Genomic DNA, 25,466 nt, shown 5'->3' with positions numbered 1-25,466 from the left:
GGCAAGAGCCCCGCCGCACACTTGCAGCGTCGAGTGCGCGGTGCCCTCGCCGCTCGCAGGACACGCCGTGCACCCATCCATGGGGGCTCGATGGCGGCATCCATGCCGCCAACGGTCCCGCAATCGGCGAGGACACCGCACCAGATAGTTCGCTGATGGTTTGTTGAAGAGCGAGCAAACCGGGCCGCACATTTGCCAACTGCTCTGTTGAGACTCTGCGCACCGACCATCTCGACTGGTCCTTGTCCGCTCACCGTCGCAGGACCCTTGGCGGCATGGATGCCGCCACGGAGCTTACATGGACGTACTTGCAGCGTGTCCTGCGATGGTGGGCGGGCAAGGGCCCTGCAGCAAAACGCGAGGAAGTCGAGTGCGCGGTGCCCGCACCAGATAGTTCGCTGGTGGTGTGTTGAAGAGCGAGCAAACCGGGCCGCACAGTTGTCAACCGCTCTGCTCAGACTCTGCGCACCGACCATCTCGACTGGTCCTTGCCCGCTTACCGTCGCAGGACCCTTGGCGGCATGGATGCCGCCACGGAGCTTACAGGGACGTACTTGCAGCGTGTCCTGCGATGGTGGGCGGACAAGGACCCTGCAGCACACTTGCAGCGTCGAGGGCGCGGCGCCATCGCCGCGCGGAACACGTCGCGAACCCATCCATGATGGCTCGGTGGCGGCATCCATACCCCCAACGATCCCGCAATCGGCAAGGACACCGCACCAGGCAGGTGACTGATTGCCTTGCCGAAGAACGAACACATCACGCCAGAACCGCGCTGGTTGCTGCGTTGAAAGCTCCGCGCATCCACCATCGCGACTGATCCTTACCAGCGACAGGCAGACGCGTTTGTCGGCGGCGCTTAAAGATTTCGCTTTGCCGCCGATATCAAGGCGACGCCGGGACAACCCTCCGGGCGTCTTCCCGCTACCACTGTGCTTGTGCCCATGTCCGAAGGCGATACCTCAGAGCTCGACCACGACGCCGATCACCTCGCCGAAGGTGACGAGCGCTATCTGCTGCGCAACAAGCGGCAGATCCGTGGCCTGCTGCAACAACTGATCGACCAGCGTGCCGTGGTGACCATGCATGTGGCCGGCCGCGACATGGCCGTGCCCACCGCCGTGCTGGAAGTGGACGAAGACGACGACTGCGTGATCCTGGACGGCAGCCATAACGACGCCTCCAACCGAGCCATCGAACAGGCCAAGTACCTGCTCTGTTACGCGCAGCTGGAACGGGTCAACATCCGCTTTCGTCTGGAAACGCCGGAGCGGCTGGAACGCGACATCCACGTTGCTTTCCGCGCCACCCTGCCCGATTCGCTCTATCACCTGCAGCGCCGCGAATCGTACCGGCTGGAAACACCCATCACCGATTCACCCACCTGCACCATCCGCCAGGATGCCGCCAGCGGCGGCAATCTCAACCTGCAGCTGCGGGTGATCGACATCAGCAGCGGCGGCCTTGCGGTGTCACTGACCACCGGCATGCCGCTGCTCGATCCGCAACACACCTACCGCGACTGCACCCTGCAGCTGCCCGATTCCGCGCCCATCGCGCTGCCGCTCACCGTGTGCAGCCAGTACAAGATGACCTTGCCCAACGGCAGCGAAGGCTTCCGGGTGGGCATGCAATTCAGCGACCTGCCGCGTGGCGCGGACGAAACCATCCAGCGCTACATCTTCCGGGTCGACCGCCAGCGCAATGCGCGCAAGAGCGGCGTGTTCTGAACCCTCCCGCACCACCGCCCCCCTGCACCTAAAGTTGCCGCCGCAGGCGCCGATGTTGCAAGGGTAAGCCTCTGCCGCAATCCGACATTAGCCGCAACGCCCGGAGTTTCCATGAACGACAAAAGCACTGCCACCGGCACCGGTGGTGAATTCCTCAGCTTCGCCCTGGGCGAAGAGCACTACGGCGTGGACATCCTGAAAGTGCAGGAAATCCGCGGCTATGACTCGGTGACCCGTCTGCCGGACGCGCCCGACTACATCAAGGGTGTGATCAACCTGCGCGGCACCATCGTGCCGGTGATCGACCTGCGCCTGAAGCTGCGCCTGAAAGAAGCGCGCTACGACGCCTTCACCGTGATGATCGTGCTCAACGTCGAAGACCGCGTGGTCGGCATCGTCGTCGACAGCGTCTCGGACGTGATCCCGCTCAACGACGACCAGATCCGCCCCACCCCGGAATTCGGCGCTGCCGTCGATACCCGCTTCATCTCCGGCATCGGCACCCAGGACGATCGCATGCTGATCCTGCTGGATATCGAAACCCTGCTCGACAGCACCGAGCTCGGCCAGCAGCAATTGGCCGAAGAAGCCGCCTGAGTTCCACAGGCCAGCTGGCCGGCGCAAGCGGTCGTCGGTGGGTGTGCAGTGCAGGATCGCGACGGCTTCGGCCCAGGCGATCTGGGCGCTGCCCACGCCCATCGACGGCCGCTTCGCCGTTGTGGCGAGCCCAAGCGCTGGGCGTAATGCCATCTGGTGTCGGGAAGCTCCTGACACGAGACGCACAACGATAATGAAGTGAGATGTAAATCACGTTTTTCCGATTCAAGTTGAACGGCAGCTAGCCGATAGCTGAATAGAAGCCCGCGCACCTAAACGGGTCACCGTTCGACTTTTGATTCTGGAGAATCTCTATGAAGTTCCTGCTCTCGCTCCTCCCCGTTGCTGCTCTCGTGATCGTTGCCCCCACGCTGTCGGCTCAATCGCAGGAAATGATTCCGCCGGAAATGGCGACCCGCTTCGTCGGCAAGGACGGCATGGTGTGCGGCAAGGTCGAAAAGGCCAAGTACGCGCAGAGCTCGGAGGGTGAGCCGACCTTCCTTTACATGGGCGGCATGTTCCCGCGCCACACCTTCTCGGCCCGCATCGACGGCGCCAACCGCGGCAAGTTCAGCTTCGCCCCGGAAACGCTGGAAGGAAAGGACGTCTGCGTCCTCGGCAAGATTCAGCGCGACAGCTCGCGTGCCGAAATCGAAGTCAGCTCGCCGGCCAGCCTGAAGCTTGCGACCATCAAGTAATTGCAGAGCACAACGCCACGTCCCAGGACGTGGCGTTGTGCTGTAAGCGGTTACGCGGACTGACTTCTACGGGGGAATCGTGTCAATGCAATGGATCAACAATCTGAAACTGATGCCGCGCCTGATGCTGGCGTTCGGCATCGTGCTGCTGATCATGCTTATTCAGGGGATCATCGCCTACTCGGGCCTGGCCTCGCTCAACGACGTCACCAGCGGGCTGGCAGGCAACACCATGTCCAGCGTGCGCGAAGCCGGCGATCTGCGCGGCATGCTCGGCGAGTTCCGCAACTCGTCCTATCAGAGCCTGGTGCGCGCCAGCGATTCGGTCAAGCAGGAAGCCAAGGCCAACGTTGGCAAGCTGCGCAAAGACATCGACGGTGTGATCAAGGACTACCCACGCCTGATCGAGAGCCCCGAACAGAAGAAGCTGTTCGACACCTTCGTGGCGGACTGGAAGAAGGCCTCGGCCTCTTACGCCAGTGTCGATGAAATGCTCGAACTCAATCTCCCCGACGATGCCGTGGACACCTTCGTGGGTGAAACGCGCACGTTGCACAACAAGGCCAAGGATTCACTGGCCGCGTTGATCGCCGAAGACAACCGCCTGGCGCAGGCTGCCAAGGCCAAGGCCGAATCGGTGCATGCCACCTCGGTCACCCTGACCGTGCTGGTGGTGCTGATCGGCGTTTCCGGCGGCCTGGGTCTGGCGTTCCTGTTTGCCCGCGCCATCGTGCGCAGCATGCGCGGCGCCGTGGCCACTGCCTCCGAAATTGCCGGCGGCAAGCTCGATGGCCAGATCAATGTGCAGGGCCAGGACGAAGTGGGCGAGCTGATGCGCGCCATGCAGCGCATGCAGCGTGACCTGCGTGAGCGCATCGAACGCGACCAGCAAGTAGCCAACGAAAACCTGCGCATCCGTATCGCACTGGACAAGTCCTCCACCGGGCTGTTCATCACCGATACCGAGCGCAAGCTGATCTACGCCAACGACTCGTTCAAGAAGACCGTGGCGCATTACGAAGGCAGCATCCGTCTGGCTTCCAGCGACTTCGACGCGTCCAAGGTCATCGGCCAGCACGTGAGCTACCTCGGCCTGTCCGACGCCACGCTGCGCAAGGCCATGGCCGCGCTGGATCGCGACGGCACCACCACCTTCGAAGAACGCTTCGGCGAAGCGGTGTTCGCCCAGACCGTCACCACCATCCAGGACGAAGATGGCCAGTGGGTGGGCGATGTCTGCGAATGGCGCGACCGCACCATCGAAGTCCAGGTCGAAGACGAAGTGGCCCGCATCGTGCGCGCCGCCGCTGCTGGTGACATGACCGGCCGCGTCGATACCGACGGCAAGCAGGGCTTCTTCCTGCAGCTGGCCCAGCAGCTCAACGGCTTGCTGGACGCCAACGCCGCCAGCATCGAGCAGATCTCGGCATTGCTCTCGGCGCTGTCGCGGGGCGACCTCACCGTGCGTATGCAGGGCGAGTTCAAGGGCGTGTTTGCGCAGATGCGTGACGATGCCAATGCCACTGCCACGCAGCTGGCCGACATCGTGGGCCGCATCAAGCTCTCGTCGACGGCAATCAATGCCTCGGCCGGCGAAATTGCCTCCGGCAACCAGGACCTGTCGCAGCGCACCGAGCAGCAGGCCGCCAACCTGGAAGAAACAGCCGCTTCGATGGAGGAACTCACCTCCACCGTGCGTCAGAACGCCGAGAGCGCCCGCCAGGCCAACCAGCTGGCGATCGGTGCAACCGGCGTCGCCTCGCAAGGTGGCGAAGTGGTGTCGCAGGTGGTCAACACCATGTCCGGCATCGAAGCCTCGTCCAAGAAGATCGCCGACATCATCTCGGTCATCGACGGCATCGCGTTCCAGACCAATATCCTGGCCTTGAACGCAGCGGTGGAAGCCGCACGTGCCGGCGAACAGGGCCGCGGCTTTGCGGTGGTGGCTTCGGAAGTACGCACGCTGGCACAGCGTTCGGCCGGTGCCGCCAAGGAAATCAAGGGCCTGATCGACGACTCCGTGCACAAGGTGGCCGAAGGCTCGGCGCTGGTGCGCAAGGCCGGCAGCACCATGGCCGAAATCGTCGCCAGCGTGCAGCGCGTCACCGACATCATGGGTGAGATCTCCGCCGCCTCGCAGGAGCAGTCCGCAGGCATCGAGCAGGTCAACCAGACCATCACCCAGATGGACGAAACCACCCAGCAAAACGCCGCGTTGGTGGAAGAAGCCACTGCTGCCGCCCGCTCGATGGAAGAACAGGCCGGCCACCTGGCCGAAGCGGTGTCGGTGTTCAAGCTGGACGCGCCTGCAGCACCCGTCCACGCCCGCCCGGCAGCCTCACGCCCGGTCGCGGTGAAGACGGCTGCCAAGCCGGTACGCAGCGCTGCAGCTCCCGCTCGTCCGGCCAAATCCGAAACCGCCCTGGCGGATGGAAACTGGCAAGAGTTCTGAGGTGTAGATTGACCCAACAACGCCCCGGTCTCCCGGGGCGTTGTGCATTTGGGGCACGGCACGCTGCCGAAGGCACAGTGGTGTGTGCAGCCCCCCTGCAGTGCGACCGCCCGTCGTCGCGGATGCACCCGCTGCAAATGGCGCTTCAGTTGCATGCCAACGTGGCCGATACCTGGTTATAGCTCACCACGCGTATGGATATGACGACGACCTCCACTCCCGCATCAGACACACGCGAGTTCGACTTTGGCGACCGCGATTTCAAGCGCGTCTGCGACCTGATCTACCAGCGGGTCGGCATCGCCCTGGCTCCCGCCAAACGCGACATGGTCTATGGCCGGCTGTCGCGCCGTTTGCGCGTGCTCGGCCTGCGCTCGTTCCGCGACTACCTGGACCAGCTCGAATCCGGCAACGACGATGAAGAATGGCAGGCGTTCACCAATGCGCTGACCACCAACCTCACCTCGTTCTTCCGCGAGCCGCACCACTTCGACAAGCTGCGCGAAGAACTGCAGAAGCGTGCCTCGCAGGCACCGCTGAAGATCTGGTCATGCGCCGCCTCCACCGGCGAGGAGCCCTACTCCATCGCCATCACCGCCTGCGAAGCCTTCGGCACGCTCACCCCGCCGGTGAGCATCGTCGCCACCGACGTCGACACGCAGGTGCTGGAAACTGCCTCGCGCGGCGTCTACGCCATCGACCGCGTGGCCTCGCTGGATGCGGCGATCAAGCGCAAGTATTTCCAGCGCGGCAGCGGCCCCAACGAAGGCAAGTGCCGGGTCATTCCCGCACTGCGCCAGTTGATCGAATACCGCCAGTTGAACCTGTTGTCCTCGCGCTACGACGTTGGCGGCCCCTACGCGGCGCTGTTCTGCCGCAACGTGATGATCTATTTCGACAAGCCCACCCAACGCGGCATCCTGTCACGCCTGGTCACCCACATGGGCGACGACGGCTTGCTCTACACCGGACATTCGGAGAATTACCTGCATGCGGCCGACCTGATCCAGCCGTGCGGGCGCACGCTGTATCGGCGCGCCCCGCGCGCAGGAGCCGGATCATGAGCACCGCCGTGCAAGTCGACGATGTCATGCGCTACCGCGATTCGAGGTTCCAGACCATCGCCGCCAAGCTGCTGCCCACCCAGTACCTGGTGGTCGATGACGACACCGCGTTGACGACCACCTTGGGATCGTGCGTTGCGGCCTGTCTTCGCGACCCGGTGCTGAAGATCGGCGGCATGAACCACTTCCTGCTGCCGGAAGGTCAGGTCGGGGATGGCGCACCCGCGCGCTATGGCAGTTATGCGATGGAGTTGCTGATCAACGACATGCTCAAGCGCGGCGCACACCGTAAGCGTATCGAGGCCAAGGTCTTCGGTGGCGCTAACGTGCTCAAGGGCTTCACCAGCAACCCGGTGGGCACGCGCAACGCCGAGTTCGTCCGCCAGTACCTGCAGGCCGAGCACATTCCCATCATTGCCGAAGATCTGTGCGGCATCCATCCGCGCAAGGTGTGGTTCTTCCCGACGACTGGCCGCGTTGTAGTGCAGCGTCTGCCGCACGCACACGAAGCCGAAGTCGCCGCCGCCGAATCGGCCGTGCGCGCCCGTCTGTCCAAAGCCCCGGTCACCGGTGGCGTGGAGTTGTTCGAATGACGCTGGAAACTCCTGTACGTGTGTTGATCGTCGACGACTCGGCGGTTGTGCGTCAGATGCTCACCGAAATCCTCTCGCGCGACCCCGGCATCGAAGTCGTCGGCTCGGCCGCCGACCCGTTGCTGGCGCGCGAAAAGATCAAACGCCTCAATCCGGACGTGATCACGCTGGATGTGGAAATGCCGCGGATGGACGGGCTGGTGTTCCTGGAAAACCTCATGCGCCTGCGCCCCACCCCGGTGGTCATGATTTCCTCGCTGACCGAGCGCGGCGCCGACACCACGCTGCAGGCGCTGTCGCTGGGCGCGGTGGATTTCATCTCCAAGCCCAAGATAGACGTTGCGCGTGGCCTGGAAGGCTATGCCGAAGAAATCGTCAGCAAGGTCAAGATGGCCGCCAAGGCCAAGGTGAGCGCGCTCAATCGTCCCAGCGCGCCCAAGATCACCCTGGACATGCAGTCCGCGCCCGTGCCGGGCAGCGCGCTGCGTTTCCGCACGACTGACCGCCTGATTGCCATCGGCGCCTCCGCCGGCGGCACCGAGGCGCTGCGCGTGGTGCTGGAACACATGCCGGCCGATGCCCCTGCGGTGGTCATGACCCAGCATCTGCCGGCCAGCTTCAGCACCGCATTTGCCGAGCGCCTGAATCGCCACTCGGCGATGTCGGTGCGCGAGGCCAGCGACGGCGAAGCCATTCTGCCGGGCCACGCCTATCTGCCGCCGGGCGGCCAGCATCTGCGCATCATCCGTGACGGTGCGCGCTGGCGCTGCCGTATCGACGACGGCCCGCCGGTCAATCGCCACAAGCCGGCGGTGGACGTGCTGTTCCGTTCCGTCGCCGCCAACGCCGGCCCGAATGCGGTCGGCGCCATCCTCACCGGCATGGGCGACGACGGCGCACGCGGCCTGCTGGAAATGCTGCAGGCCGGCGCGCCCACGCTGGTGCAGGACGAAGCCAGCAGCGTGGTCTGGGGCATGCCCGGTGCCGCCTACAAACTGGGCGCTGCGCAGGAAGTGGTGCCCTTGGAACGCGTGGCCGAACGCCTCATCGCGCTGTCCGCACAGGCACGCTGAAGCGTATGACCGCACCTCCCCCGCATCCAGCCGACCCCGCGGCGGACCCCGGCAGTCCGGGATCCGCCGCGGCCGGCCATGCGGAAACGCCGACACAGATCGATGCCATGCCGGGAGAGAGCGCGTCGGACACCCGTTCGCGCCTGCTCGCCCAGGCCCTGGATGGCAGCAGCAGCGCCATCCTGATCTGCGATCTGCAATCGCGCCTGCTGTACGCCAACGATGGCTTCGAGCGCATGTTCGGCTACACCGAAGCCGAACTGGTCGGCCAGCGGCCCTCGCACGTGCTGACCCGCGCGCTCAGTGACCAGACCGAAGTCGCGCGCATCCGCGAACGCGCCGACGCCTTGCAACAGACCCAGGCCGACCTGCTGGTGTACCGCAAGGACGGCACGCCGCTGTGGATCTCGCTCAACTTCAACCCGATCTACGACGCCCAGCACAACCCATCGCATTACGTCGCGGTGCTTACCGACATCACCGAAACCAAGATGCACGAAGTGCTGCAGCACCGCGTGCTGGAGGCGCTGGTGCAAGAGCGCCCGCTAATCGAAGTGATGACGCTGATCTGCACCGAGGTGGAACGCATCGCCCCGGAAGTGCTGGCCACGGTGATGAGCGCCGACAACGACGGCTGCCTGCACTCGCTGGCCGCGCCCAGCCTGCCGCCCGAGTATGCCGATGCGGTCAATGGCCTGAAGATCGGCCCCGGTGCCGGCGCTTGCGGCACCGCTGCCTGGCGCGGCCGCGCGGTGATGGTGGAAGACATCGCCAACGATCCGCTGTTTACCCATTTCCGTGATCTGCTGTTGCCGATGGGCCTGCGTGCCTGCTGGAGCACGCCGATCCGCGCCAACAGCTCGCGCGTGCTCGGCACCTTTGCGCTGTATTACCGCAGTGTGCGGCGCGCCGATGCCTGGCACGTCAAGCTCACTGACCTGTGCCAGCAGCTGTGCACCCTGGCGCTGGAGCGCGAACAGATCCGCCAGCGCGTGCATCAACTGGCCTTCTATGACGCACTCACCGGCCTGCCCAACCGCATCATGTTCAGTGCCCGCGCCGAGCAAGCCCTGACGCATGCCGAATATGCCGGCGAGCCGGCTGCGTTGATGTTCATCAACATCGACCGCTTCAAGCTGATCAACGACAGCCAGGGTCACGCGGCCGGCGACGGCTTGTTGCGCGACATCGCATTGCGTATCGGTGAACAGCTCACCGCCACTGCCATGCTGGCGCGCCTGGCCGGCGATGAATTCGCCCTGGCCCTGCCGCAATGCAGCGCCGAGCAGGCCAGCGCCACCGCCGAACGCCTGCTCGGCACCATCGCCGGCCCGCTGCCGGTGGGCCACATGACCGTGCACCCGTCTGCCAGCGTCGGCGTGGCGATGTTTCCCGAGGACGGGCGCGATATCAACATCCTGCTGCGGCATGCCGATCTGGCAATGAACCGCGCCAAGAAGGAAGGCGGCGGGCGTTTCCGCTTCTTCAGTGCCGACATGAACCGCATGGCGCAGGAGCGCGTGGCGCTGGAAGCAGAGCTGCGCCAGGCGATCGGCCGCAATCAACTGCAGCTGCACTATCAACCGCAATTGCTCAGCCAGGCGCCGCATGCGCTGTATGGCGTGGAAGCCTTGTTGCGCTGGAACCACCCGCAACTGGGCGCCGTGTCGCCCGCGCGCTTCCTGCCGGTGGCCGAAGAGCAAGGCATGATGCCGCAGCTCAACGACTGGGTGCTGCGTCGCGCCTGCGAACAGGTTGCCGATTGGCGCCAACGCGGCGTGCCGGTGGCGCGGGTCTCGGTCAATCTGTCGGCGAGCAGCTTCGAAAGCCCGCGCATGCTCACCGACCTGCTGCGCCTGATCGACGACATGGGCGTGCAGCCGTCGGACCTCACGCTGGAAATGACCGAGAGCGTGATGCTCTCCGGCCAGCCCGGCGTGCTGGAGAACCTGCACGCCATCCGCGAAGCCGGCATCTCCCTGTCGCTGGACGACTTCGGCACCGGCTATTCCAGCCTGAGCCACCTGCACCGCCTGCCGATCGACGAACTCAAGCTCGACATGAGCTTCGTGCGCGACATCGAACACAGCGAAGACGCACGCGCGCTCACCACCTCGGTGCTGCGCATCGGCGAGCACCTGCGCAAGCACGTGGTCGCCGAAGGTGTGGAGAACGAAGCACAACGCCTGCTGCTGGCCGATCTGGGTTGCGAAGTGCTGCAGGGCTACCTGTTCTCGCGCCCCCTGCCCGCCGCCGCCCTGGAAGCCTGGTTGGGTGCGCAGTCTTAGCGGGTTGCAGTCTTGGCGGTTTGCTTCAGCCTCGACGGTTGCATGCAGTGCAATCGTTAAACTTTTGATCACGCTTGAGCTGGTGGTACTCGCTTGGGCTGGTGGTACTGGAGTAAGCCGTACCCTCATCCGGCGCTTTGCGCCACCTTCTTCCCGATGGGAGAAGGAAACCAAAGCCCCTCTCCCTGCGGGAGAGGGGTTGGGGTGAGGGTACGGGCTTCATCCCGCACGCGCCCAACTCCTCAAGCACTACCCCACTGTCCGCTTCAACCAACCCAACAACTGGGCAGTGACGAACGCAGGATTCTCCAGCGACGCGATATGCCCGGCATCGGGCACCAACTCGTAATCGCAGCCGATCACTTCGGCCATCAGCCACAACTCTTCCGGCGGGCGCGGAATATCGTATTCGCCACCCAGCAAGAACGTATTTGCCGGATTCAGCGCAGACAACGCCTCCAATCGATCGGCACGCCCGAAGATCAACCGGCCCAGCGGCACCACCGATGCGCGCAGCTGCTCGGCCGACATCGCCGCCAATCGCTGCGCAAACGCAGCCGGCAATGCAGAGCTCAGATCGATACCAGGCCGAAAGAAAATCGGCACGATCGCCTCGATCAACGCAGGCGTTACCTGCCCTGCCGCTTCGATCGCATCGAGCAGACCGAAATAGCGCGTTTGCGTCGCCTGCGGTTCGGCACCCAGGAAGGTATCCATCAGCACCAGGCTGCGCACGCGCTCCGGTGCCAGCAGCGCCAGCTCGGCGCCCCACATGCCACCGACCGACAAACCGACCACCGCACACTGCGGCAGTTCCAACGCATCCAGCAGCATCAGCATCTGCTCGGCAAGATCGCCAACCGTCTGCGTGCCATCCGGCAGCGCCGCCGATTGCCCATGTCCCCACAGCTCGGGAACGATGACCCGATAATGTTGCGAGAGTGCGTGAACCTGCGGTTCCCACATTGCCGCATCCCAGAGGTAACTGTGTCCCAGCAACACCGGGAACCCGTGACCATGTTGTGCGTAGTGCAGCGGTTGACCAGCGATCGTGCAAGTGGGCATTGGACATCGAACCGCAATGGGGGAAGCGGCGACACTCTAGACCCGTGCACATCAGATTTTTGTTGCAACGCGCCAGAGGAGTTACCTGCGATTTGCGTTGGCGCACGCACTTGTACGGCCAGACGAAGCCAGTGCCCGTTAAACGAAAAACGCCCGGCAATGCCGGGCGTTTTGCGACGAACGTGCTGCGCTCGATCAGGCAGCGACGGTGTCGGCCACGTCCTGATATTCCTGGATCTGATCGAAGTTCATGTAGCGGTAGATCTGCTCGCCACTGGTCTTGATCACGCCCACATCGGCCATGTACTCGTCCTTGGTCGGGATGCGACCCAGACGCGAGCAGATTGCCGCCAGCTCCGCCGAACCCAGATACACGTTGGTGTTGCGGCCCAGACGGTTCGGGAAGTTACGCGTGGAGGTGGAGAACACCGTGGCGCCCTCGCGTGCCTGTGCCTGGTTGCCCATGCACAGCGAGCAGCCCGGCATTTCCATGCGTGCACCGGCCGCGCCGAAGGTGCCGTAATGGCCTTCCTTGGTCAGCTCGGAGGCGTCCATCTTGGTCGGCGGTGCCACCCACAGGCGGGTCGGGATATCGCGCTTGCCTTCCAGCAGCTTCGCCGCGGCACGGAAGTGGCCGATGTTGGTCATGCACGAACCGATGAACACTTCGTCGATCGCCGCACCGGCAACCTCCGACAGCGTCTTGACGTCGTCCGGGTCGTTCGGGCACGCCACGATCGGCTCGTGGATATCGGCCAGATCGATCTCGATGACGGCGGCGTATTCGGCGTCGGCATCGGGCTGCAGCAGCTGCGGATCGGCCAGCCACTCTTCCATCTTCTTGATGCGGCGGCCCAGCGTGCGCGCATCGGCATAGCCTTCGGCAATCATCCAGCGCAGCAGGGTGATGTTGCTGGTCAGGTATTCGATGATCGGCGCCTTGTCCAGGTGCACGGTGCAACCGGCCGCGGAACGCTCGGCGGACGCGTCGGACAGCTCGAACGCCTGCTCCACCTTCAGGTTCGGCAAGCCTTCGATTTCCAGGATACGGCCGGAGAAGATGTTCTTCTTGCCCTGCTTGGCCACGGTCAGCAGACCGTCCTTGATCGCGTACAGCGGGATTGCGTTGACCAGGTCACGCAGGGTCACGCCCGGCTGCATTTCGCCCTTGAAGCGCACCAGCACGCTCTCCGGCATGTCCAGCGGCATCACACCGGTGGCGGCGGCAAAGGCCACCAGACCGGAGCCGGCCGGGAACGAAATGCCGATCGGGAAACGCGTGTGCGAGTCGCCGCCGGTGCCGACGGTGTCGGGCAGCAGCATGCGATTGAGCCAGCTGTGGATCACGCCGTCGCCCGGGCGCAGCGACACGCCGCCGCGGGTGGAGATGAACTCCGGCAGCGTGTGGTGGGTCTTGACGTCCACCGGCTTCGGATACGCCGCGGTGTGGCAGAACGACTGCATCACCAGGTCGGCCGAGAAGCCCAGGCAGGCCAGGTCCTTCAGCTCGTCGCGGGTCATCGGGCCGGTGGTGTCCTGCGAGCCCACCGAGGTCATCTTCGGCTCGCAATAGGTGCCCGGGCGCATGCCCTGGCCTTCCGGCAGACCGCAGGCGCGGCCAACTATCTTCTGTGCCAGCGAGAAGCCCTTGCCGGTGTCCGGCGGGTCCATCGGCAGACGGAACAGGTCCGACGCCGGCAGGCCGAGGAATTCGCGTGCCTTGGCGGTGAGGCCACGGCCCACGATCAGCGGAATGCGGCCACCGGCGCGCACTTCGTCGAACAGCACGTCCGACTTCATTGCGAACTCGGCAATCACCTGCCCGTCCTTCAGCGCCTTGCCGTCATACGGACGCAACTCGACCACGTCGCCATGCTCCATCCGCGACACGTCCAGCTCGATCGGCAACGCACCGGCGTCTTCCATCGTGTTGTAGAAGATCGGCGCGATCTTCGAACCCAGGCACACGCCGCCGAAGCGCTTGTTAGGGATGTACGGAATGTCTTCGCCGGTCCACCACAGCACCGAGTTGGTCGCCGACTTGCGCGAGGAACCGGTACCGACCACGTCGCCAACATAAGCAACCAGATGGCCCTTGTCCTTGAGATCGGCGATGGCCTGGATCGGGCCGCGCTTGCCGTCTTCTTCCGGCACGAAGGCCGCGCCTTCGCGCGCATTCTTCAGCATTGCCAGTGCGTGCAGCGGGATGTCCGGGCGGGTGGTCGCATCCGGTGCCGGCGACAGGTCGTCGGTGTTGGTTTCGCCCGGCACCTTGAACACGGTGATGGTCATGCTCTGCGGCACTTCCGGCTTGCTGGTGAACCACTCGGCATCGGCCCAGCTCTGCAGCACGGCCTTGGCGTGCGCGTTGCCGGCTTCGGCCTTTTCCTGCACGTCGTGGAACGCATCGAACACCAGCAAGGTGTGCTTGAGCGCTTCGGCGGCGGTGGCGCCGAGCTCGGTGTTGTCCAGCAGCTCGATCAGCGGATGGATGTTGTAACCGCCCAGCATGGTGCCCAGCAGTTCGGTGGCACGCGTCGGCGAGATCAGCGCGCTGGTCTCGGTGCCGAACGCCACCGCGGCCAGGTACGAGGCCTTGACCTTGGCGGCGTCATCCACGCCGGCCGGCACGCGCTGGCTGAGCAGCTCGACCAGGAAGGCCTCTTCGCCGGCGGGCGGGTTCTTCAGCAGCTCGATGACCTCGGCGGTCTGCTGCGCGGTCAGCGGCAGCGGCGGGATACCGAGCGCTTGGCGCTCTGCAACGTGGTGGCGATAGGCTTCCAACATGCGGATTCTCCAAAGGACAGCTAGTGAATGTGTAGAACGTGAAAAACGTGGATCAGGCAGCGGGCTTGGGCACGATGATCTTCAAGCCCTTGAAGTAGTCGCGGAAAAAACTGTCGTCGCGGGTGATCAGGCCGTCGCATTGCAGCATCGCGTGCGCACCGATCAGGAAGTCCGCCACCACCCGTTCGCGCTTGCCGCCGCGCGCACGGAAGCGGCGCTGCATCTCGCCGGCGCGCAAGGCCGACTTGGCCTCCAGCGCGTTGAAGCGGATGCTCATGTCTTCCAGCACCGACAGCGCTTCGGCGCCATCGCGCAGCGCGCTGCAGACCTCGGCCAGCACCACGTCGCAGACCACCACCGGGCCGGTGCTCAGGCATTGGCGCAGGCAGGCTTCGGCAGCGTCTGCTTGGGCACTGTCGGCCAGCAGGTCGACCAGCACCGATGAATCAATGGCGATCATGCGCCGGCTTCGGGATCGAGCGGATCGCCCGGCGCACGCCCACGGATGGCACGCATCGCATCGTCGGTGCTGGCAAAGCCGTCCAGCTTGAAGCGGCCGCGTGCACGTGAAATGGCATCGTCAACACTCTTGCGCAGAATGATGCGGCCGCCTTCCAGCTCGACCTTGAGCGTGGTGCCCTTGGTCAGCCCCAGCGCATCGCGCACCGCCTTGGGCAGCGTGATCTGACCGCGTTCGGCAACAGTGGCTTCCATGGGCGCTCCGCGGAAAAAGTATGCATGAATTCTACATACTTGACTTGTCGTACTCAAGGCCACATACCGGTGTGCACAAACCGGGCGTACACACTGAATCGGTCACACTGTGGCCGAGCCTAAAGCCTGCAAGCCATAGGAGTGATGCATGAGCGATTCCTTTTCCACCCGCACCTCGCTAGAGGTCAACGGCCAGCGCTACGACTACTACAGCCTGCCCAAACTGGGCGAGCGCTTCGATGTCGCCCGCCTGCCCTACTCGATGAAGATCCTGCTGGAGAACCTGCTCCGGCATGAAGACGGTGGCGTCACCGTCGGCAAGGACCACATCGAAGCGGTCGCCAAGTGGGACCCGACCGCCGAACCCGATATCGAAATCGCCTTCATGCCGGCGCGCGTGGTGCTGCAGGACTTCACCGGCGTGCCCTGCGTGGTCGACCTGGCCGCGATGCGCGATGCGGTGGTCAAGCTCGGCGGCAATGCCGACCAGATCAATCCGCAGATTCCCTCCGAACTGGTCATCGACCACTCGGTGCAGGTGGACGTGTTCGGTAAGCCCGAGGCGCTGGACCTCAACGGCAAGATCGAATTCCAGCGTAACCAGGAGCGCTACGGCTTCCTGCGCTGGGGCCAGAAGGCCTTCGACAACTTCAAGGTGGTGCCGCCCAACACTGGCATCGTCCACCAGGTGAACCTGGAGAATCTGGCACGCGTGGTGATGAGCGCGGACAAGGACGGCACCCAGATCGCCTATCCGGACACCGTGTTCGGCACCGACAGCCATACCACCATGATCAACGGTATCGGCGTGCTGGGCTGGGGCGTGGGCGGCATCGAGGCGGAAGCGGCGATGCTCGGCCAGCCCTCCTCCATGCTGATTCCGCAGGTGGTGGGCTTCAAGCTCACCGGCAAGCTGCCCGAAGGCGCCACCGCCACCGACCTGGTACTCACGGTCACCCAGATGCTGCGCAAGCACGGGGTGGTGGGCAAGTTCGTGGAGTTCTACGGTGAAGGCCTGCAGCACCTGCCGCTGGCCGACCGCGCCACCATCGGCAACATGGCGCCGGAATACGGTGCCACCTGCGGCATCTTCCCGGTCGATAACGAATCGCTGACCTACCTGCGCCTGTCCGGCCGCAGCGAGGAGCAGATTGCACTAGTGGAGGCCTATGCCAAGGCACAGGGCCTGTGGCACGACGCCGATACCCCGCATGCGCAGTACAGCGCCACGCTGGAGCTGGACATGGGCGACGTCAAACCGTCGCTGGCCGGCCCCAAGCGCCCGCAGGACCGCGTGCTGCTGGAAGACATGCAGTCCAACTACCGCGAAAGCCTCAAGCCGTTCGCCGAGGCGCGCAGCAAGCGCTTGGCCGATACCAAGCAGGAAGACCGGCTCAAGAACGAAGGCGGCGGCGGCACCGCGGTGGGCGCCAAGGCCTCGCAGGCCGAAAGCGCTGGCGACAGCGGTGCGGGCTGGCAGCTGCGCGATGGCTCGGTGGTGATCGCGGCGATCACCTCGTGCACCAACACCTCCAACCCGGCAGTGATGCTGGGCGCCGGCCTGCTCGCCCGCAATGCCGCGGCCAAGGGCTTGAAGGCGCAGCCCTGGGTGAAGACCTCGCTTGGGCCGGGCTCGCGCGTGGTCACCGACTATCTGAGCAAGGCCGGCGTGCTGGCCGACCTGGAACAACTCGGCTTCTACGTGGTGGGCTACGGCTGCACGACCTGCATCGGCAACTCCGGCCCGCTGCCGGAAGACGTCTCGGCGGCGATTGCCAAGGATGACCTGGTGGTGACTTCGGTGTTGTCGGGCAACCGCAACTTCGAAGGCCGCGTGCATCCCGAGGTCAAGATGAACTACCTCGCCTCGCCGCCGCTGGTGGTGGCGTATGCGATCGCCGGCACCACCGACATCGACCTCACCCGCGACCCGCTCGGCACCGGCAGCGACGGCCAGCCGGTGTACCTGCGCGACATCTGGCCCAGCAACAAGGAAATCGGCGACACCATCGCCGCCACCGTCGGCCCGGAAATGTTCAAGCAGAACTACGCCGATGTATTCAAGGGCGATACGCGCTGGAACACCATCGCCTCGCCGGATGGCGCGCTGTACGAATGGGATGCCGGGTCCACCTACATCAAGAACCCGCCCTATTTCGAAGGCATGACGATGCAGGTGGGCCACGTCGACGACGTGCATGGCGCGCGCATCATGGGCTTGTTCGGCGACTCGATCACCACCGACCACATCTCCCCGGCCGGCAACATCAAGAAGGATTCGCCCGCGGGCCGTTTCCTGCAGGAGCGCGGCGTGCAGCCGGCCGACTTCAACAGCTACGGCAGCCGGCGCGGCAACGACGATGTGATGGTGCGCGGCACCTTCGCCAATATTCGCATCAAGAACCTGATGTTCGGTGGCGAGGAAGGCGGCAACACGCTGTATTTCGGCAAGGACGGCGCCACGCCTGAGAAGCTGGCCATCTACGACGCGGCGATGAAGTACAAGGCCGACGGCGTGCCGCTGGTGGTGCTGGCCGGCAAGGAATACGGCACCGGCTCCTCGCGTGACTGGGCCGCCAAGGGCACCAACCTGCTGGGCGTCAAGGCCGTGGTCGCCGAAAGCTTCGAGCGCATCCACCGCTCCAACCTGGTCGGCATGGGCGTGCTGCCACTGCAGTTCCTGGAAGGCGAAAATGCGCAAACCCTGGGCCTGGATGGCTCCGAGGTGCTGGACATCACCGGCCTGCAGGACGGCGCCAGCCGTCGCGCTACCATCGATGCGAAGAAGTCCGATGGCAGCGTCAAGCAGTTCCAGGTCAAGGTGCTGCTGCTGACGCCGAAGGAAGTGGAGTACTTCAAGCACGGCGGCCTGCTGCAGTACGTGCTGCGCCAACTAGCCGCCCGCAAGGCAGCCTGATTGCACTGAAGTGATGTTCTCGACACTCCCGCCGCCCGGCGGGAGTGTCGTTTTTGGGCAACGGATGTCTCGCAAGCGTGGCTGGGGATCGCCTGATGGCGGTGAAACAGCACTGCGTCTGTGAGCCAAGAAGAGCGCACGCACTGCACCAGTCCGATATGGTCGCGCTCGCTGATATTGGAACCTGCCCTACCCGCCACCTGCCGTCCACTGCGCGTGGTACAGCTCCCAGTCGCTGCCACGCAGCCGCCAGCCGGTGGTGACCTGGTAGTGCTGCGCCTGATCAGGCAGCCAGCGTCCGCCGCCGCCGGTCAGCAACACGCTGAAGCGCACGGTTGCCGTACTGCCCTGCATCTGCACGTCCACCGGCCCGACGGTGACGCCGATCGCTTGATGACCCAGCAGTTGCAGTTGCAGCAGGCGCCGCGCCCCGGCCGCGTCCATGCCGTGCTCGCCGACAAAATCCTCTGCCACCGGCGCCATCGCCCCGCGTACATCGCGTGCCTCGATCGCCGCGCGCATCTGCTCCACCGTGGCACGCAGCCGCTGCTCCGGGCCCGGCTTCGCGCAGCCGGCCACCAGCAGCACGCAGAACGCGACTAGCCCGACCTGCCACCTCAAAATGCTGCTGCGCATCACGCTTCGCCTTTTCCATCCATGACGGTATGCTGCCAGTTGCTGTGGCGCCGTGGAACATGGCACGCCACCAACGAATACCCTGGAGGGGGGGCAGATGAGTCAGGCACGTCCTTGGTTGCAAAGTTATCCGGCCGGAGTGGCCGCGGAGATCGATCTGGAGCAGTTCCGCACCGTGGCGGAGGTTTTCGCCACCTCGGTGGCGCGCTTCGCTGATCGTCCCGCGTATCACAGCTTCGGCAAGACCATTACCTACCGCGAAGCAGATCAGCTGGTCGACCAGTTCGCGGCCTATCTGCTCGGCGAGTTGCAGCTGAAAAAAGGCGACCGCGTCGCCTTGATGATGCCCAACTGCCTGCAATACCCGATTGCCACCTTCGGCATCCTGCGCGCCGGTCTGACCGTGGTGAACGTCAACCCGCTCTACACCCCGCGCGAGCTCAAGCACCAGTTGATCGACTCGGGCTCCAGCGTGCTGGTGGTCATCGACAACTTCGGCACCACTGTGCAGCAAGTGATCGCCGACACGCAGGTCAAGCAGGTCATCACCACCGGCCTGGGCGACATGCTCGGGTTCCCGAAAGCCGCACTGGTCAACTTTGTCGTCAAGTACGTCAAGAAGCTGGTGCCGGAGTACCGCATCAACGGCGCGATCCGCTTCCGCGACGCGCTGGCACTGGGCCGCAAGCACCGCGTCCCGACCCTGCAGATCGAGCCGGACGACATCGCCTTTTTGCAGTACACCGGCGGCACCACCGGCGTGGCCAAGGGCGCGATGCTGACCCACCGCAACCTGGTCGCCAACATGCAGCAGGCGCACCAGTGGCTGGCCGGCACCGGCAAGCTGGAAGAAGGCCACGAGGTGGTGATCACCGCGCTGCCGCTGTACCACATCTTCGCGTTGACGGCGAACGGCCTGGTCTTCATGAAGATCGGCGGCTGCAACCACCTGATCAGCAACCCGCGCGACATGCCGGGCTTCGTCAAGGAACTCAAGAAGACCCGCTTCACCGCGTTTACCGGCGTCAATACGCTGTTCAATGGCTTGCTCAATACGCCCGGCTTCGATCAGATCGACTTTTCGTCGTTGAAGATGACCCTCGGCGGCGGCATGGCAGTCCAGCGCTCGGTCGCCGAACGCTGGAAGCAGGTGACCGGCCTGACTCTGGTCGAGGCTTACGGCCTGACCGAGACCTCGCCCGCCGCCTGCATCAACCCGATGGATCTGGTCGACTACAACGGCTCGATCGGCCTGCCGATTCCGTCCACCGATGCCTGCATCAAGGACGACGACGGCAAGGTGCTGGCGCTGGGCGAGATCGGCGAGCTGTGCATCAAGGGCCCGCAGGTGATGAAGGGCTATTGGAAGAAGGCCGACGAGACCGCCAAGGTCATGGACGCCGAAGGCTGGCTGCACACCGGCGACATCGCGCGCATGGACGAACGTGGCTTCGTCTATATCGTCGACCGCAAGAAGGACATGATCCTGGTGTCCGGCTTCAACGTGTACCCCAACGAGATCGAAGACGTCATCGCGACGATGCCGGGCGTGCTCGAAGTGGCCGCAGTCGGCGTGCCGGATGAAAAGTCCGGCGAAATCGTCAAGGTGGTGATCGTCAAGAAAGACCAGGCCCTGACCGCCGAGGACGTAAAGGCGCACTGCCGCACCAACCTGACCGGCTACAAGCAGCCGCGCGTGATCGAGTTCCGCAAGGAATTGCCGAAGACCAACGTCGGCAAGATCCTGCGTCGCGAATTGCGGGATGCGGCCAAGGCATAGCCAACCGTGCAACCGCAGAGTTGAAGACGTTCAGTCGTCATGACGCCCGCGACGCCGCAAGGCCTTGCGGGCGTCTGCTTTTGCACGCATAGAATCCGATGTCGGCGCACGCTCACGCGTTCACCCTTATCTCCGTCCGCAAGGCGGCCGGCCGGACGGTCTCACGGAGAACCACCATGTCTGCAGTTCAACCCTTCATTCGTACCAATATTGGCTCGACCCTACGCATCATCGAAGAACCGCAGCGTGACGTTTACTGGATCCATATGCATGCCGACCTGGCCATCAATCCCGGGCGGGCCTGTTTCTCGACACGCCTGGTCGACGACATCACTGGCTACCAGACCAACCTGGGACAACGCTTGAATACTGCCGGTGTGCTGGCGCCGCACGTGGTGCTGGCATCGGACAGCGACGTGTTCAATCTGGGCGGTGATCTGGCCCTGTTCTGCCAACTGATCCGCGAAGGCGACCGCGCCCGCCTTCTCGACTACGCCCAACGCTGCGTGCGCGGCGTGCATGCCTTTCATGTCGGCCTGGGCGCGCGTGCGCACAGCATTGCGCTGGTCCAGGGCAATGCGCTTGGCGGCGGGTTCGAAGCGGCACTAAGCTGCCACACGATCATTGCCGAGGAAGGCGTGATGATGGGGCTGCCCGAAGTGCTGTTCGACCTATTTCCGGGGATGGGCGCCTACTCCTTCATGTGCCAGCGCATCAGTGCGCACCTGGCGCAAAAGATCATGCTTGAAGGCAACCTGTATTCGGCCGAACAGCTGCTCGGCATGGGCCTGGTCGACCGTGTGGTACCGCGTGGCCAGGGCGTGGCCGCAGTGGAACAGGTGATCCGCGAGAGCAAGCGCACGCCACACGCGTGGGCGGCGATGCAACAAGTGCGCGAAATGACCACCGCCGTGCCGCTTGAGGAGATGATGCGCATCACCGAAATCTGGGTAGATACCGCCATGCAACTCGGCGAAAAATCACTGCGTACCATGGACCGCCTGGTGCGCGCGCAGTCGCGTCGCTCAGGGCTCGACGCGGGCTGATGCGCCGGCGGTCTATTCGTTGCTACGGGGGGAGCACTCGCCGTCCTTGACGCCCTGCACGCGTGCGTCGAGTGCATCCTTTCCCGCCTTCAACTGCTCGCGCAGTGTGGACAGCCGCAGCCGCCATTCTGCCTGCAGCTGCCAATCGGCCATGCGCATCAGCTCGCCACCGCTGCTGGCAACCTGCGCCAGACCAAGGTTGCTGGCCACGCCGCGTAAGGCATGCGCACTCTCGCGCAGTTGTTCCCAGTCCGAGCACGTGCCATCGCGTTCGATATCGCCCACGCAGTTCTGCGCATCGTCCAGACACTGGCGCACGAACTGGCGTTCGAATTCCTCGCCCATGCCCAGCGCGGCCAGCTCGTCCAGCACGCTGGAATCGAGCACGCCTTCGAAACTTGTCGCCACCTGCACCGTGGTTGCCGGCGTCGCCAACTGCCGGGTGCTCACTGCCAGATCGGCCAGGGTGTCGAGCAACTTGGCCGCCACGACAGGCTTGGCCAGAAACGCACGCGCGCCGGCCTGTTCGCAGGCGCGAATCGCTTCGGGCGTCACGTCGGCGCTGAGCACCACCACTGGCGTGTAGCGCATGCCACTGGCCTGCATCACCCGCAATTGCTTGAGCATGTCCAGGCCGTTCATGCCCGGCATGTGCAGATCCACAATCACCGCGTCGTAATCCTCTTCGGCCATCGCATCGAGCACCTGCTCGGCGCCGTTGACGCACAGCACCTTATGCCCAGCCTTCTCTAGCAACCGCTGCAGCACCATGCGGTTGGCTTCGTGGTCGTCGGCCACGAGCATGCGCATACTGCGCACACGTGCGCGATGACGCAGGAATGGGTTGGAAAAAGCGATGATGTTGGAAGATTCCAACTCCTCGGGAGCATCCACCAACGCCCCGGTCGGCACCCGTACGGTCGAAGATTTCAGCGGCTCGCCGATCGCCATCGGCAGCTCGAACCAGAACACGCTGCCGCTTGGCTGATTTTCCTTGAACCCGATACTGCCTCCCATTGCCTCTACAAGGCCCTTGGCGATGGTGGTGCCCAGGCCGGTGCCCTCGTAACGGCGCGACAACCCGACATCGGCCTGCTCAAAGGCCTCGAACAGCCGCGGGCGCATGTCCATCGGCACGCCGATGCCGGTGTCTTCCACATCGAAGCGCAACCGGACGGCGTCCTCGGCACTCCCGGACACACGCGTGACCCGGAGCAACACATGCCCGTGCTCGGTGAACTTGACCGCATTGCCGACCAGATTGAGCAGTACCTGACGCAGATGAGCGGTGTCGCCCTTGAGCAGATCGGGCACGTCGTCGGCCACCTGCGTGCCGTACTCCAGCCGGCGCCCCCTGGCCTGCGGCTGCAGGATCAAGTTGACCGAGCCGATCATCTCGCGCAGCGAGAAGTCGCGGCGATCGATACGGATCTTGCCGGCCTCGATCGCCGAAATATCCAGCACCTCTTCCACCAGCGACAGCAGGCTGCGCGCCGATGCCTGGATGGTGTTGAGGCACTCCTTCTGCTCGGCGTCCAAGCGCGTGGTCGCCAGCACTTCGGTCATGCCCGACAGCCCGTTGAGCGGCGTGCGGAACTCATGGCTCATATTGGCCAGGAAGCGGCTCTTGGCCTGGTTGGCGTGCCGGGCTTCGCGCACTGCACGGGTCATCGCACGTAACAGCGAGTCGAAGTACAGCGGCACCGCAATCAGGCCCAGCAACAACCCCCAACTCAGATAGGGATTGGCTTTCCAATAAGGAGAAATCAGGATGGCGCCGAGAAAACACAGGCTGCCCATTGCGGTCGCCGCACGCAGATAGTTGCTGCCATAGCGCAGACCGTTGCCGATGGTCACCCACATGCACACCGCATACAGCGGCGAGGCTGGCTCGCCCTGGATGGCCATGATCGCGCCGGTGCAGGTGTAGTCGAGCAGCATCCCGATCAGCCGGCGCGTATGCGACACCTGCGGTCGCAGCAGGATTGCCACCATCAAGCCCAACGACACCAGCAGCTCGCCGACCAAGATCAGCCAGGTGGCCATCAAGGTATCGCCGTGGGTGTGCTGATAGCGCCATCCCAGGTACGAAATGAACAATGTGGTGATGATGATGCGGATCAGATTCTGCGCGTGTTCCGAATCTGCTCGCCCTGACAGGCGCCGCTTCAACCATGGCAATGGAGACTTCATAGACGCCTCAGACGCGCGGCGGCGTCGATGGGGTTGGGATCCTTCCGTGCTGCGAAGCAGCGTCGATACCTGCTGCTGGCGACCCGGCCATTGCCTGGTCCCGCTCGCGTAGCGTACGCAACAATGACATAGGAACCACGATCAGCGCACCCAGAAGCGCGATCCCCAAGCCAAGCTGGCCCTGCCAATACGTGCTATTGGAAAGCGTCGTGCCGAAGCTGAGCGTGGCCATGGCAACAGCGGTATGCAGCGTCTCGCTGCCGAAGCGCAGCCCATTGCCGATCGTGATCCAGAGCAACACGACGTATAGAAAGGCCATCGGTGCGCCCATCCAGGTCATTGCCAGCCCGATCAAGCCATAGTCGGCGAGCATCCCAAGCGTCCGCCGCAGATGCGAGCGCGGTGGGCTTGCCACAATCCGGCAAAAGATCAGCACTGCTGTCGCCTGACCGATCGCGATCAGACAGAACAGCTGCTGCAACTGGCGCCCGGAGACCGGCCATCGGGGAGCGCTGATCAGCGTGTAGACCAGGATCAGCGCAATCAGCGTGATGCGTACCAGGGCTTGACCGTGCTCGCTGTCGGCGCGCCGGGCAAGTCGAGCACGCAGCTGGCTGAGCACCGCCCTCACCTCACACCCCAGGACGCGCCGATGCGGTGGAGAACTGTCCGCAGATCTGCTCCAGTTGCGCGCGCCCGCGCAGCAGTGCGTCCACGCAGCGCGGGTCGAACAGCCGACCGCGTTGGGCGTACAGGTAGGCTAGTGCTGCGTCCATCGTCCATGCTTCCTTGTAAGGCCGTGCCGAGAGCAGTGCGTCGAAGACGTCGGCCACTGCCACGATGCGTGCTTCCAGCGGTATCGCTTCGCCCACCAGGCCGTCGGGATAACCGCTGCCATCGTAACGCTCGTGATGGCGCAGCGCGATCAGCGCGCCCACCTGGATGAAGCGGTTCTGGCTGCCGCTGAGCAGCTCATAGCCGATGCGCGGGTGGCGCTTCATCACGTTCATTTCGTCTTCGGTGAGCTTGCCCGGCTTGAGCAGCACAGAATCGGGAATGGCGATCTTGCCCATGTCGTGCAGCGGCGCGGCCATCTCGATGATGCGCACTTCTTCTTCCGACAAGCCCAGCTGCTCGGCCACCAGGCCGGCCACGTGCGACATCCGCTCCAGGAAGGCGCTGGTGCCGCCGTCGCGGTATTCGATGGCGCGTGCCAGGCGCGAAAGCGTTTCGCGTTCGCGCTCTTCGACCTCGTTCATGCTCGCAAGCAGGCGTTGCTCCAGCGACAGCGCACGTTGCTTGACGCTCTCGCTCTGCTGGCGCAACTGCAACAGGTTCGAGCAGCGGGCGCGCAGTTCGCGCGGCCGGATCGGCTTGACCAGGAAATCGATCACGCCCGCTTCCAGCGCCGCCTGGCGGATCGGCTCGTCGCCGACGATGGTGATCAGGATGATCGGAATGTCGCGGTGGCTCGGCAAACGGCGCAGCCGCCGCGCGAATTCCAGCCCGTCCATGCCCGGCATCCGGTAATCGAGCAGCAACAGATCCACGCGACCAGCTTCGCACCAGGACAGCGCGTCCAGCGGATCGCCGAAATCGTAGACCTTCAACTCCGGCGCGATGTCTTCGATGACATGACGCAGCATTGTCCGCGCGGACATCTGGTCATCGACAATGACGATGTTCAATCCCAGATCCGCCTTTTCCGACCAGCTTCCCCATGTCTCCGCCGAAGATACACCCGCCGGATTCCCTAAAACATCCTGCATAACCGTTTCTCCTCTCGTTCGAGAACGGGAAAGCGACGACGTCGGTCCCTGAACCGACTCCTCC

At 64.3% G+C, this 25,466-nt stretch carries 19 protein-coding genes; 11 read left to right on the top strand and 8 right to left on the bottom strand.

Features of this window, described 5'->3' with window-relative positions; all coding sequences use genetic code 11:
* The first annotated feature begins 944 nt into the window (after window positions 1–944).
* The 8 genes from XCC_RS09745 (at window position 945) to XCC_RS09710 (ending at window position 10,495) form a co-directional block, all read left to right on the top strand.
* On the top strand, window positions 945–1,730 hold the full coding sequence (locus tag XCC_RS09745) for a flagellar brake protein (RefSeq protein ID WP_019237702.1): 786 nt from the start codon (window positions 945–947) through the stop codon (window positions 1,728–1,730).
* 111 nt (window positions 1,731–1,841) lie between these two features.
* Window positions 1,842–2,327 (top strand): chemotaxis protein CheW, encoded by a 486-nt coding sequence (locus XCC_RS09740; protein WP_011037040.1) that lies wholly within the window; start codon window positions 1,842–1,844, stop codon window positions 2,325–2,327.
* 314 nt (window positions 2,328–2,641) lie between these two features.
* A complete protein-coding gene (locus XCC_RS09735; protein ID WP_003486337.1) occupies window positions 2,642–3,025 on the top strand; it encodes a hypothetical protein in 384 nt (127 codons plus the stop codon).
* 85 nt (window positions 3,026–3,110) lie between these two features.
* Entirely contained in the window at window positions 3,111–5,477 is a 2,367-nt protein-coding gene (locus XCC_RS09730) for a methyl-accepting chemotaxis protein (RefSeq protein WP_019237701.1), read from the top strand.
* Between the two features lie 194 nt (window positions 5,478–5,671).
* Complete coding sequence (locus XCC_RS09725) at window positions 5,672–6,541, top strand: CheR family methyltransferase (RefSeq protein ID WP_011037038.1); 870 nt, start codon at window positions 5,672–5,674, stop codon at window positions 6,539–6,541.
* On the top strand, window positions 6,538–7,134 hold the full coding sequence (gene cheD / locus XCC_RS09720) for a chemoreceptor glutamine deamidase CheD (RefSeq protein ID WP_011037037.1): 597 nt from the start codon (window positions 6,538–6,540) through the stop codon (window positions 7,132–7,134). The genes XCC_RS09725 and cheD overlap by 4 nt, the downstream gene beginning before the upstream one ends.
* Entirely contained in the window at window positions 7,131–8,207 is a 1,077-nt protein-coding gene (locus XCC_RS09715; RefSeq protein ID WP_011037036.1) for a protein-glutamate methylesterase/protein-glutamine glutaminase, read from the top strand. Before cheD ends, XCC_RS09715 begins: the two co-directional genes overlap by 4 nt.
* 5 nt (window positions 8,208–8,212) lie before the next feature.
* Complete coding sequence (locus XCC_RS09710; protein WP_372357244.1) at window positions 8,213–10,495, top strand: sensor domain-containing protein; 2,283 nt, start codon at window positions 8,213–8,215, stop codon at window positions 10,493–10,495.
* A gap of 249 nt (window positions 10,496–10,744) precedes the next feature.
* Here the strand turns inward: XCC_RS09710 and XCC_RS09705 are convergent, their stop codons facing one another.
* From XCC_RS09705 to XCC_RS09690, 4 genes are all read right to left on the bottom strand, one after another.
* Window positions 10,745–11,560 carry an alpha/beta fold hydrolase gene (locus tag XCC_RS09705; RefSeq protein ID WP_011037034.1) on the bottom strand — a complete coding sequence of 272 codons (816 nt, stop codon included), beginning with the start codon at window positions 11,558–11,560 and terminating at the stop codon, window positions 10,745–10,747.
* Between the two features lie 195 nt (window positions 11,561–11,755).
* On the bottom strand, window positions 11,756–14,347 hold the full coding sequence (acnB, locus tag XCC_RS09700; protein ID WP_011037033.1) for a bifunctional aconitate hydratase 2/2-methylisocitrate dehydratase: 2,592 nt from the start codon (window positions 14,345–14,347) through the stop codon (window positions 11,756–11,758).
* Window positions 14,348–14,399: 52 nt separating this feature from the next.
* On the bottom strand, window positions 14,400–14,807 hold the full coding sequence (locus tag XCC_RS09695; protein ID WP_011037032.1) for a type II toxin-antitoxin system VapC family toxin: 408 nt from the start codon (window positions 14,805–14,807) through the stop codon (window positions 14,400–14,402).
* Window positions 14,804–15,061 (bottom strand): AbrB/MazE/SpoVT family DNA-binding domain-containing protein, encoded by a 258-nt coding sequence (locus tag XCC_RS09690; protein ID WP_011037031.1) that lies wholly within the window; start codon window positions 15,059–15,061, stop codon window positions 14,804–14,806. Before XCC_RS09690 ends, XCC_RS09695 begins: the two co-directional genes overlap by 4 nt.
* A gap of 148 nt (window positions 15,062–15,209) precedes the next feature.
* Here XCC_RS09690 and acnA point away from each other — a divergent pair, with 148 nt between their 5' ends.
* The gene (gene acnA / locus XCC_RS09685; RefSeq protein ID WP_011037030.1) at window positions 15,210–17,978 is read left to right on the top strand and encodes an aconitate hydratase AcnA; all 2,769 of its coding nucleotides are present in this window, start codon (window positions 15,210–15,212) and stop codon (window positions 17,976–17,978) included.
* A 189-nt stretch (window positions 17,979–18,167) separates the two neighbouring features.
* On the opposite strand, the gene XCC_RS09680 is transcribed toward acnA, so the two are convergent.
* Window positions 18,168–18,614, bottom strand: coding sequence for a hypothetical protein (locus XCC_RS09680; RefSeq protein ID WP_012438294.1), 447 nt, complete (start codon window positions 18,612–18,614; stop codon window positions 18,168–18,170).
* 97 nt (window positions 18,615–18,711) lie between these two features.
* Between XCC_RS09680 and XCC_RS09675 the strand changes: the two genes are divergently transcribed.
* Both XCC_RS09675 and XCC_RS09670 read left to right on the top strand, forming a co-directional pair.
* Window positions 18,712–20,394 (top strand): long-chain fatty acid--CoA ligase, encoded by a 1,683-nt coding sequence (locus tag XCC_RS09675; RefSeq protein WP_011037028.1) that lies wholly within the window; start codon window positions 18,712–18,714, stop codon window positions 20,392–20,394.
* A gap of 176 nt (window positions 20,395–20,570) precedes the next feature.
* Window positions 20,571–21,440, top strand: coding sequence for a crotonase/enoyl-CoA hydratase family protein (locus XCC_RS09670; RefSeq protein ID WP_011037027.1), 870 nt, complete (start codon window positions 20,571–20,573; stop codon window positions 21,438–21,440).
* Between the two features lie 12 nt (window positions 21,441–21,452).
* On the opposite strand, the gene XCC_RS09665 is transcribed toward XCC_RS09670, so the two are convergent.
* The 3 genes from XCC_RS09665 to XCC_RS09655 are packed head-to-tail and all read right to left on the bottom strand — an operon-like array spanning window position 21,453 to window position 25,402.
* Complete coding sequence (locus tag XCC_RS09665) at window positions 21,453–23,633, bottom strand: ATP-binding protein (RefSeq protein WP_011037026.1); 2,181 nt, start codon at window positions 23,631–23,633, stop codon at window positions 21,453–21,455.
* Window positions 23,634–23,640: 7 nt separating this feature from the next.
* A complete protein-coding gene (locus tag XCC_RS09660) occupies window positions 23,641–24,255 on the bottom strand; it encodes a hypothetical protein (RefSeq protein WP_014507612.1) in 615 nt (204 codons plus the stop codon).
* A 10-nt stretch (window positions 24,256–24,265) separates the two neighbouring features.
* Window positions 24,266–25,402 (bottom strand): response regulator, encoded by a 1,137-nt coding sequence (locus tag XCC_RS09655; RefSeq protein WP_011037024.1) that lies wholly within the window; start codon window positions 25,400–25,402, stop codon window positions 24,266–24,268.
* Window positions 25,403–25,466: the final 64 nt, after the last annotated feature.

Source organism: Xanthomonas campestris pv. campestris str. ATCC 33913 (assembly GCF_000007145.1).
In the GTDB taxonomy this organism is placed as follows: domain Bacteria; phylum Pseudomonadota; class Gammaproteobacteria; order Xanthomonadales; family Xanthomonadaceae; genus Xanthomonas; species Xanthomonas campestris.
The sequence above is the reverse complement of the archived record's forward strand: the minus strand, read 5'-3'. Positions and strand labels throughout refer to the sequence as shown.

Coding starts and splice junctions, on each gene's coding strand:
- XCC_RS09745 (WP_019237702.1), top strand. CDS start 945: ATGTCCGAAGGCGATACCTCAGAGCTCGACCACGACGCCGATCACCTC.
- XCC_RS09740 (WP_011037040.1), top strand. CDS start 1,842: ATGAACGACAAAAGCACTGCCACCGGCACCGGTGGTGAATTCCTCAGC.
- XCC_RS09735 (WP_003486337.1), top strand. CDS start 2,642: ATGAAGTTCCTGCTCTCGCTCCTCCCCGTTGCTGCTCTCGTGATCGTT.
- XCC_RS09730 (WP_019237701.1), top strand. CDS start 3,111: ATGCAATGGATCAACAATCTGAAACTGATGCCGCGCCTGATGCTGGCG.
- XCC_RS09725 (WP_011037038.1), top strand. CDS start 5,672: ATGGATATGACGACGACCTCCACTCCCGCATCAGACACACGCGAGTTC.
- cheD (WP_011037037.1), top strand. CDS start 6,538: ATGAGCACCGCCGTGCAAGTCGACGATGTCATGCGCTACCGCGATTCG.
- XCC_RS09715 (WP_011037036.1), top strand. CDS start 7,131: ATGACGCTGGAAACTCCTGTACGTGTGTTGATCGTCGACGACTCGGCG.
- XCC_RS09710 (WP_372357244.1), top strand. CDS start 8,213: ATGACCGCACCTCCCCCGCATCCAGCCGACCCCGCGGCGGACCCCGGC.
- XCC_RS09705 (WP_011037034.1), bottom strand. CDS start 11,560: ATGCCCACTTGCACGATCGCTGGTCAACCGCTGCACTACGCACAACAT.
- acnB (WP_011037033.1), bottom strand. CDS start 14,347: ATGTTGGAAGCCTATCGCCACCACGTTGCAGAGCGCCAAGCGCTCGGT.
- XCC_RS09695 (WP_011037032.1), bottom strand. CDS start 14,807: ATGATCGCCATTGATTCATCGGTGCTGGTCGACCTGCTGGCCGACAGT.
- XCC_RS09690 (WP_011037031.1), bottom strand. CDS start 15,061: ATGGAAGCCACTGTTGCCGAACGCGGTCAGATCACGCTGCCCAAGGCG.
- acnA (WP_011037030.1), top strand. CDS start 15,210: ATGAGCGATTCCTTTTCCACCCGCACCTCGCTAGAGGTCAACGGCCAG.
- XCC_RS09680 (WP_012438294.1), bottom strand. CDS start 18,614: ATGCGCAGCAGCATTTTGAGGTGGCAGGTCGGGCTAGTCGCGTTCTGC.
- XCC_RS09675 (WP_011037028.1), top strand. CDS start 18,712: ATGAGTCAGGCACGTCCTTGGTTGCAAAGTTATCCGGCCGGAGTGGCC.
- XCC_RS09670 (WP_011037027.1), top strand. CDS start 20,571: ATGTCTGCAGTTCAACCCTTCATTCGTACCAATATTGGCTCGACCCTA.
- XCC_RS09665 (WP_011037026.1), bottom strand. CDS start 23,633: ATGAAGTCTCCATTGCCATGGTTGAAGCGGCGCCTGTCAGGGCGAGCA.
- XCC_RS09655 (WP_011037024.1), bottom strand. CDS start 25,402: ATGCAGGATGTTTTAGGGAATCCGGCGGGTGTATCTTCGGCGGAGACA.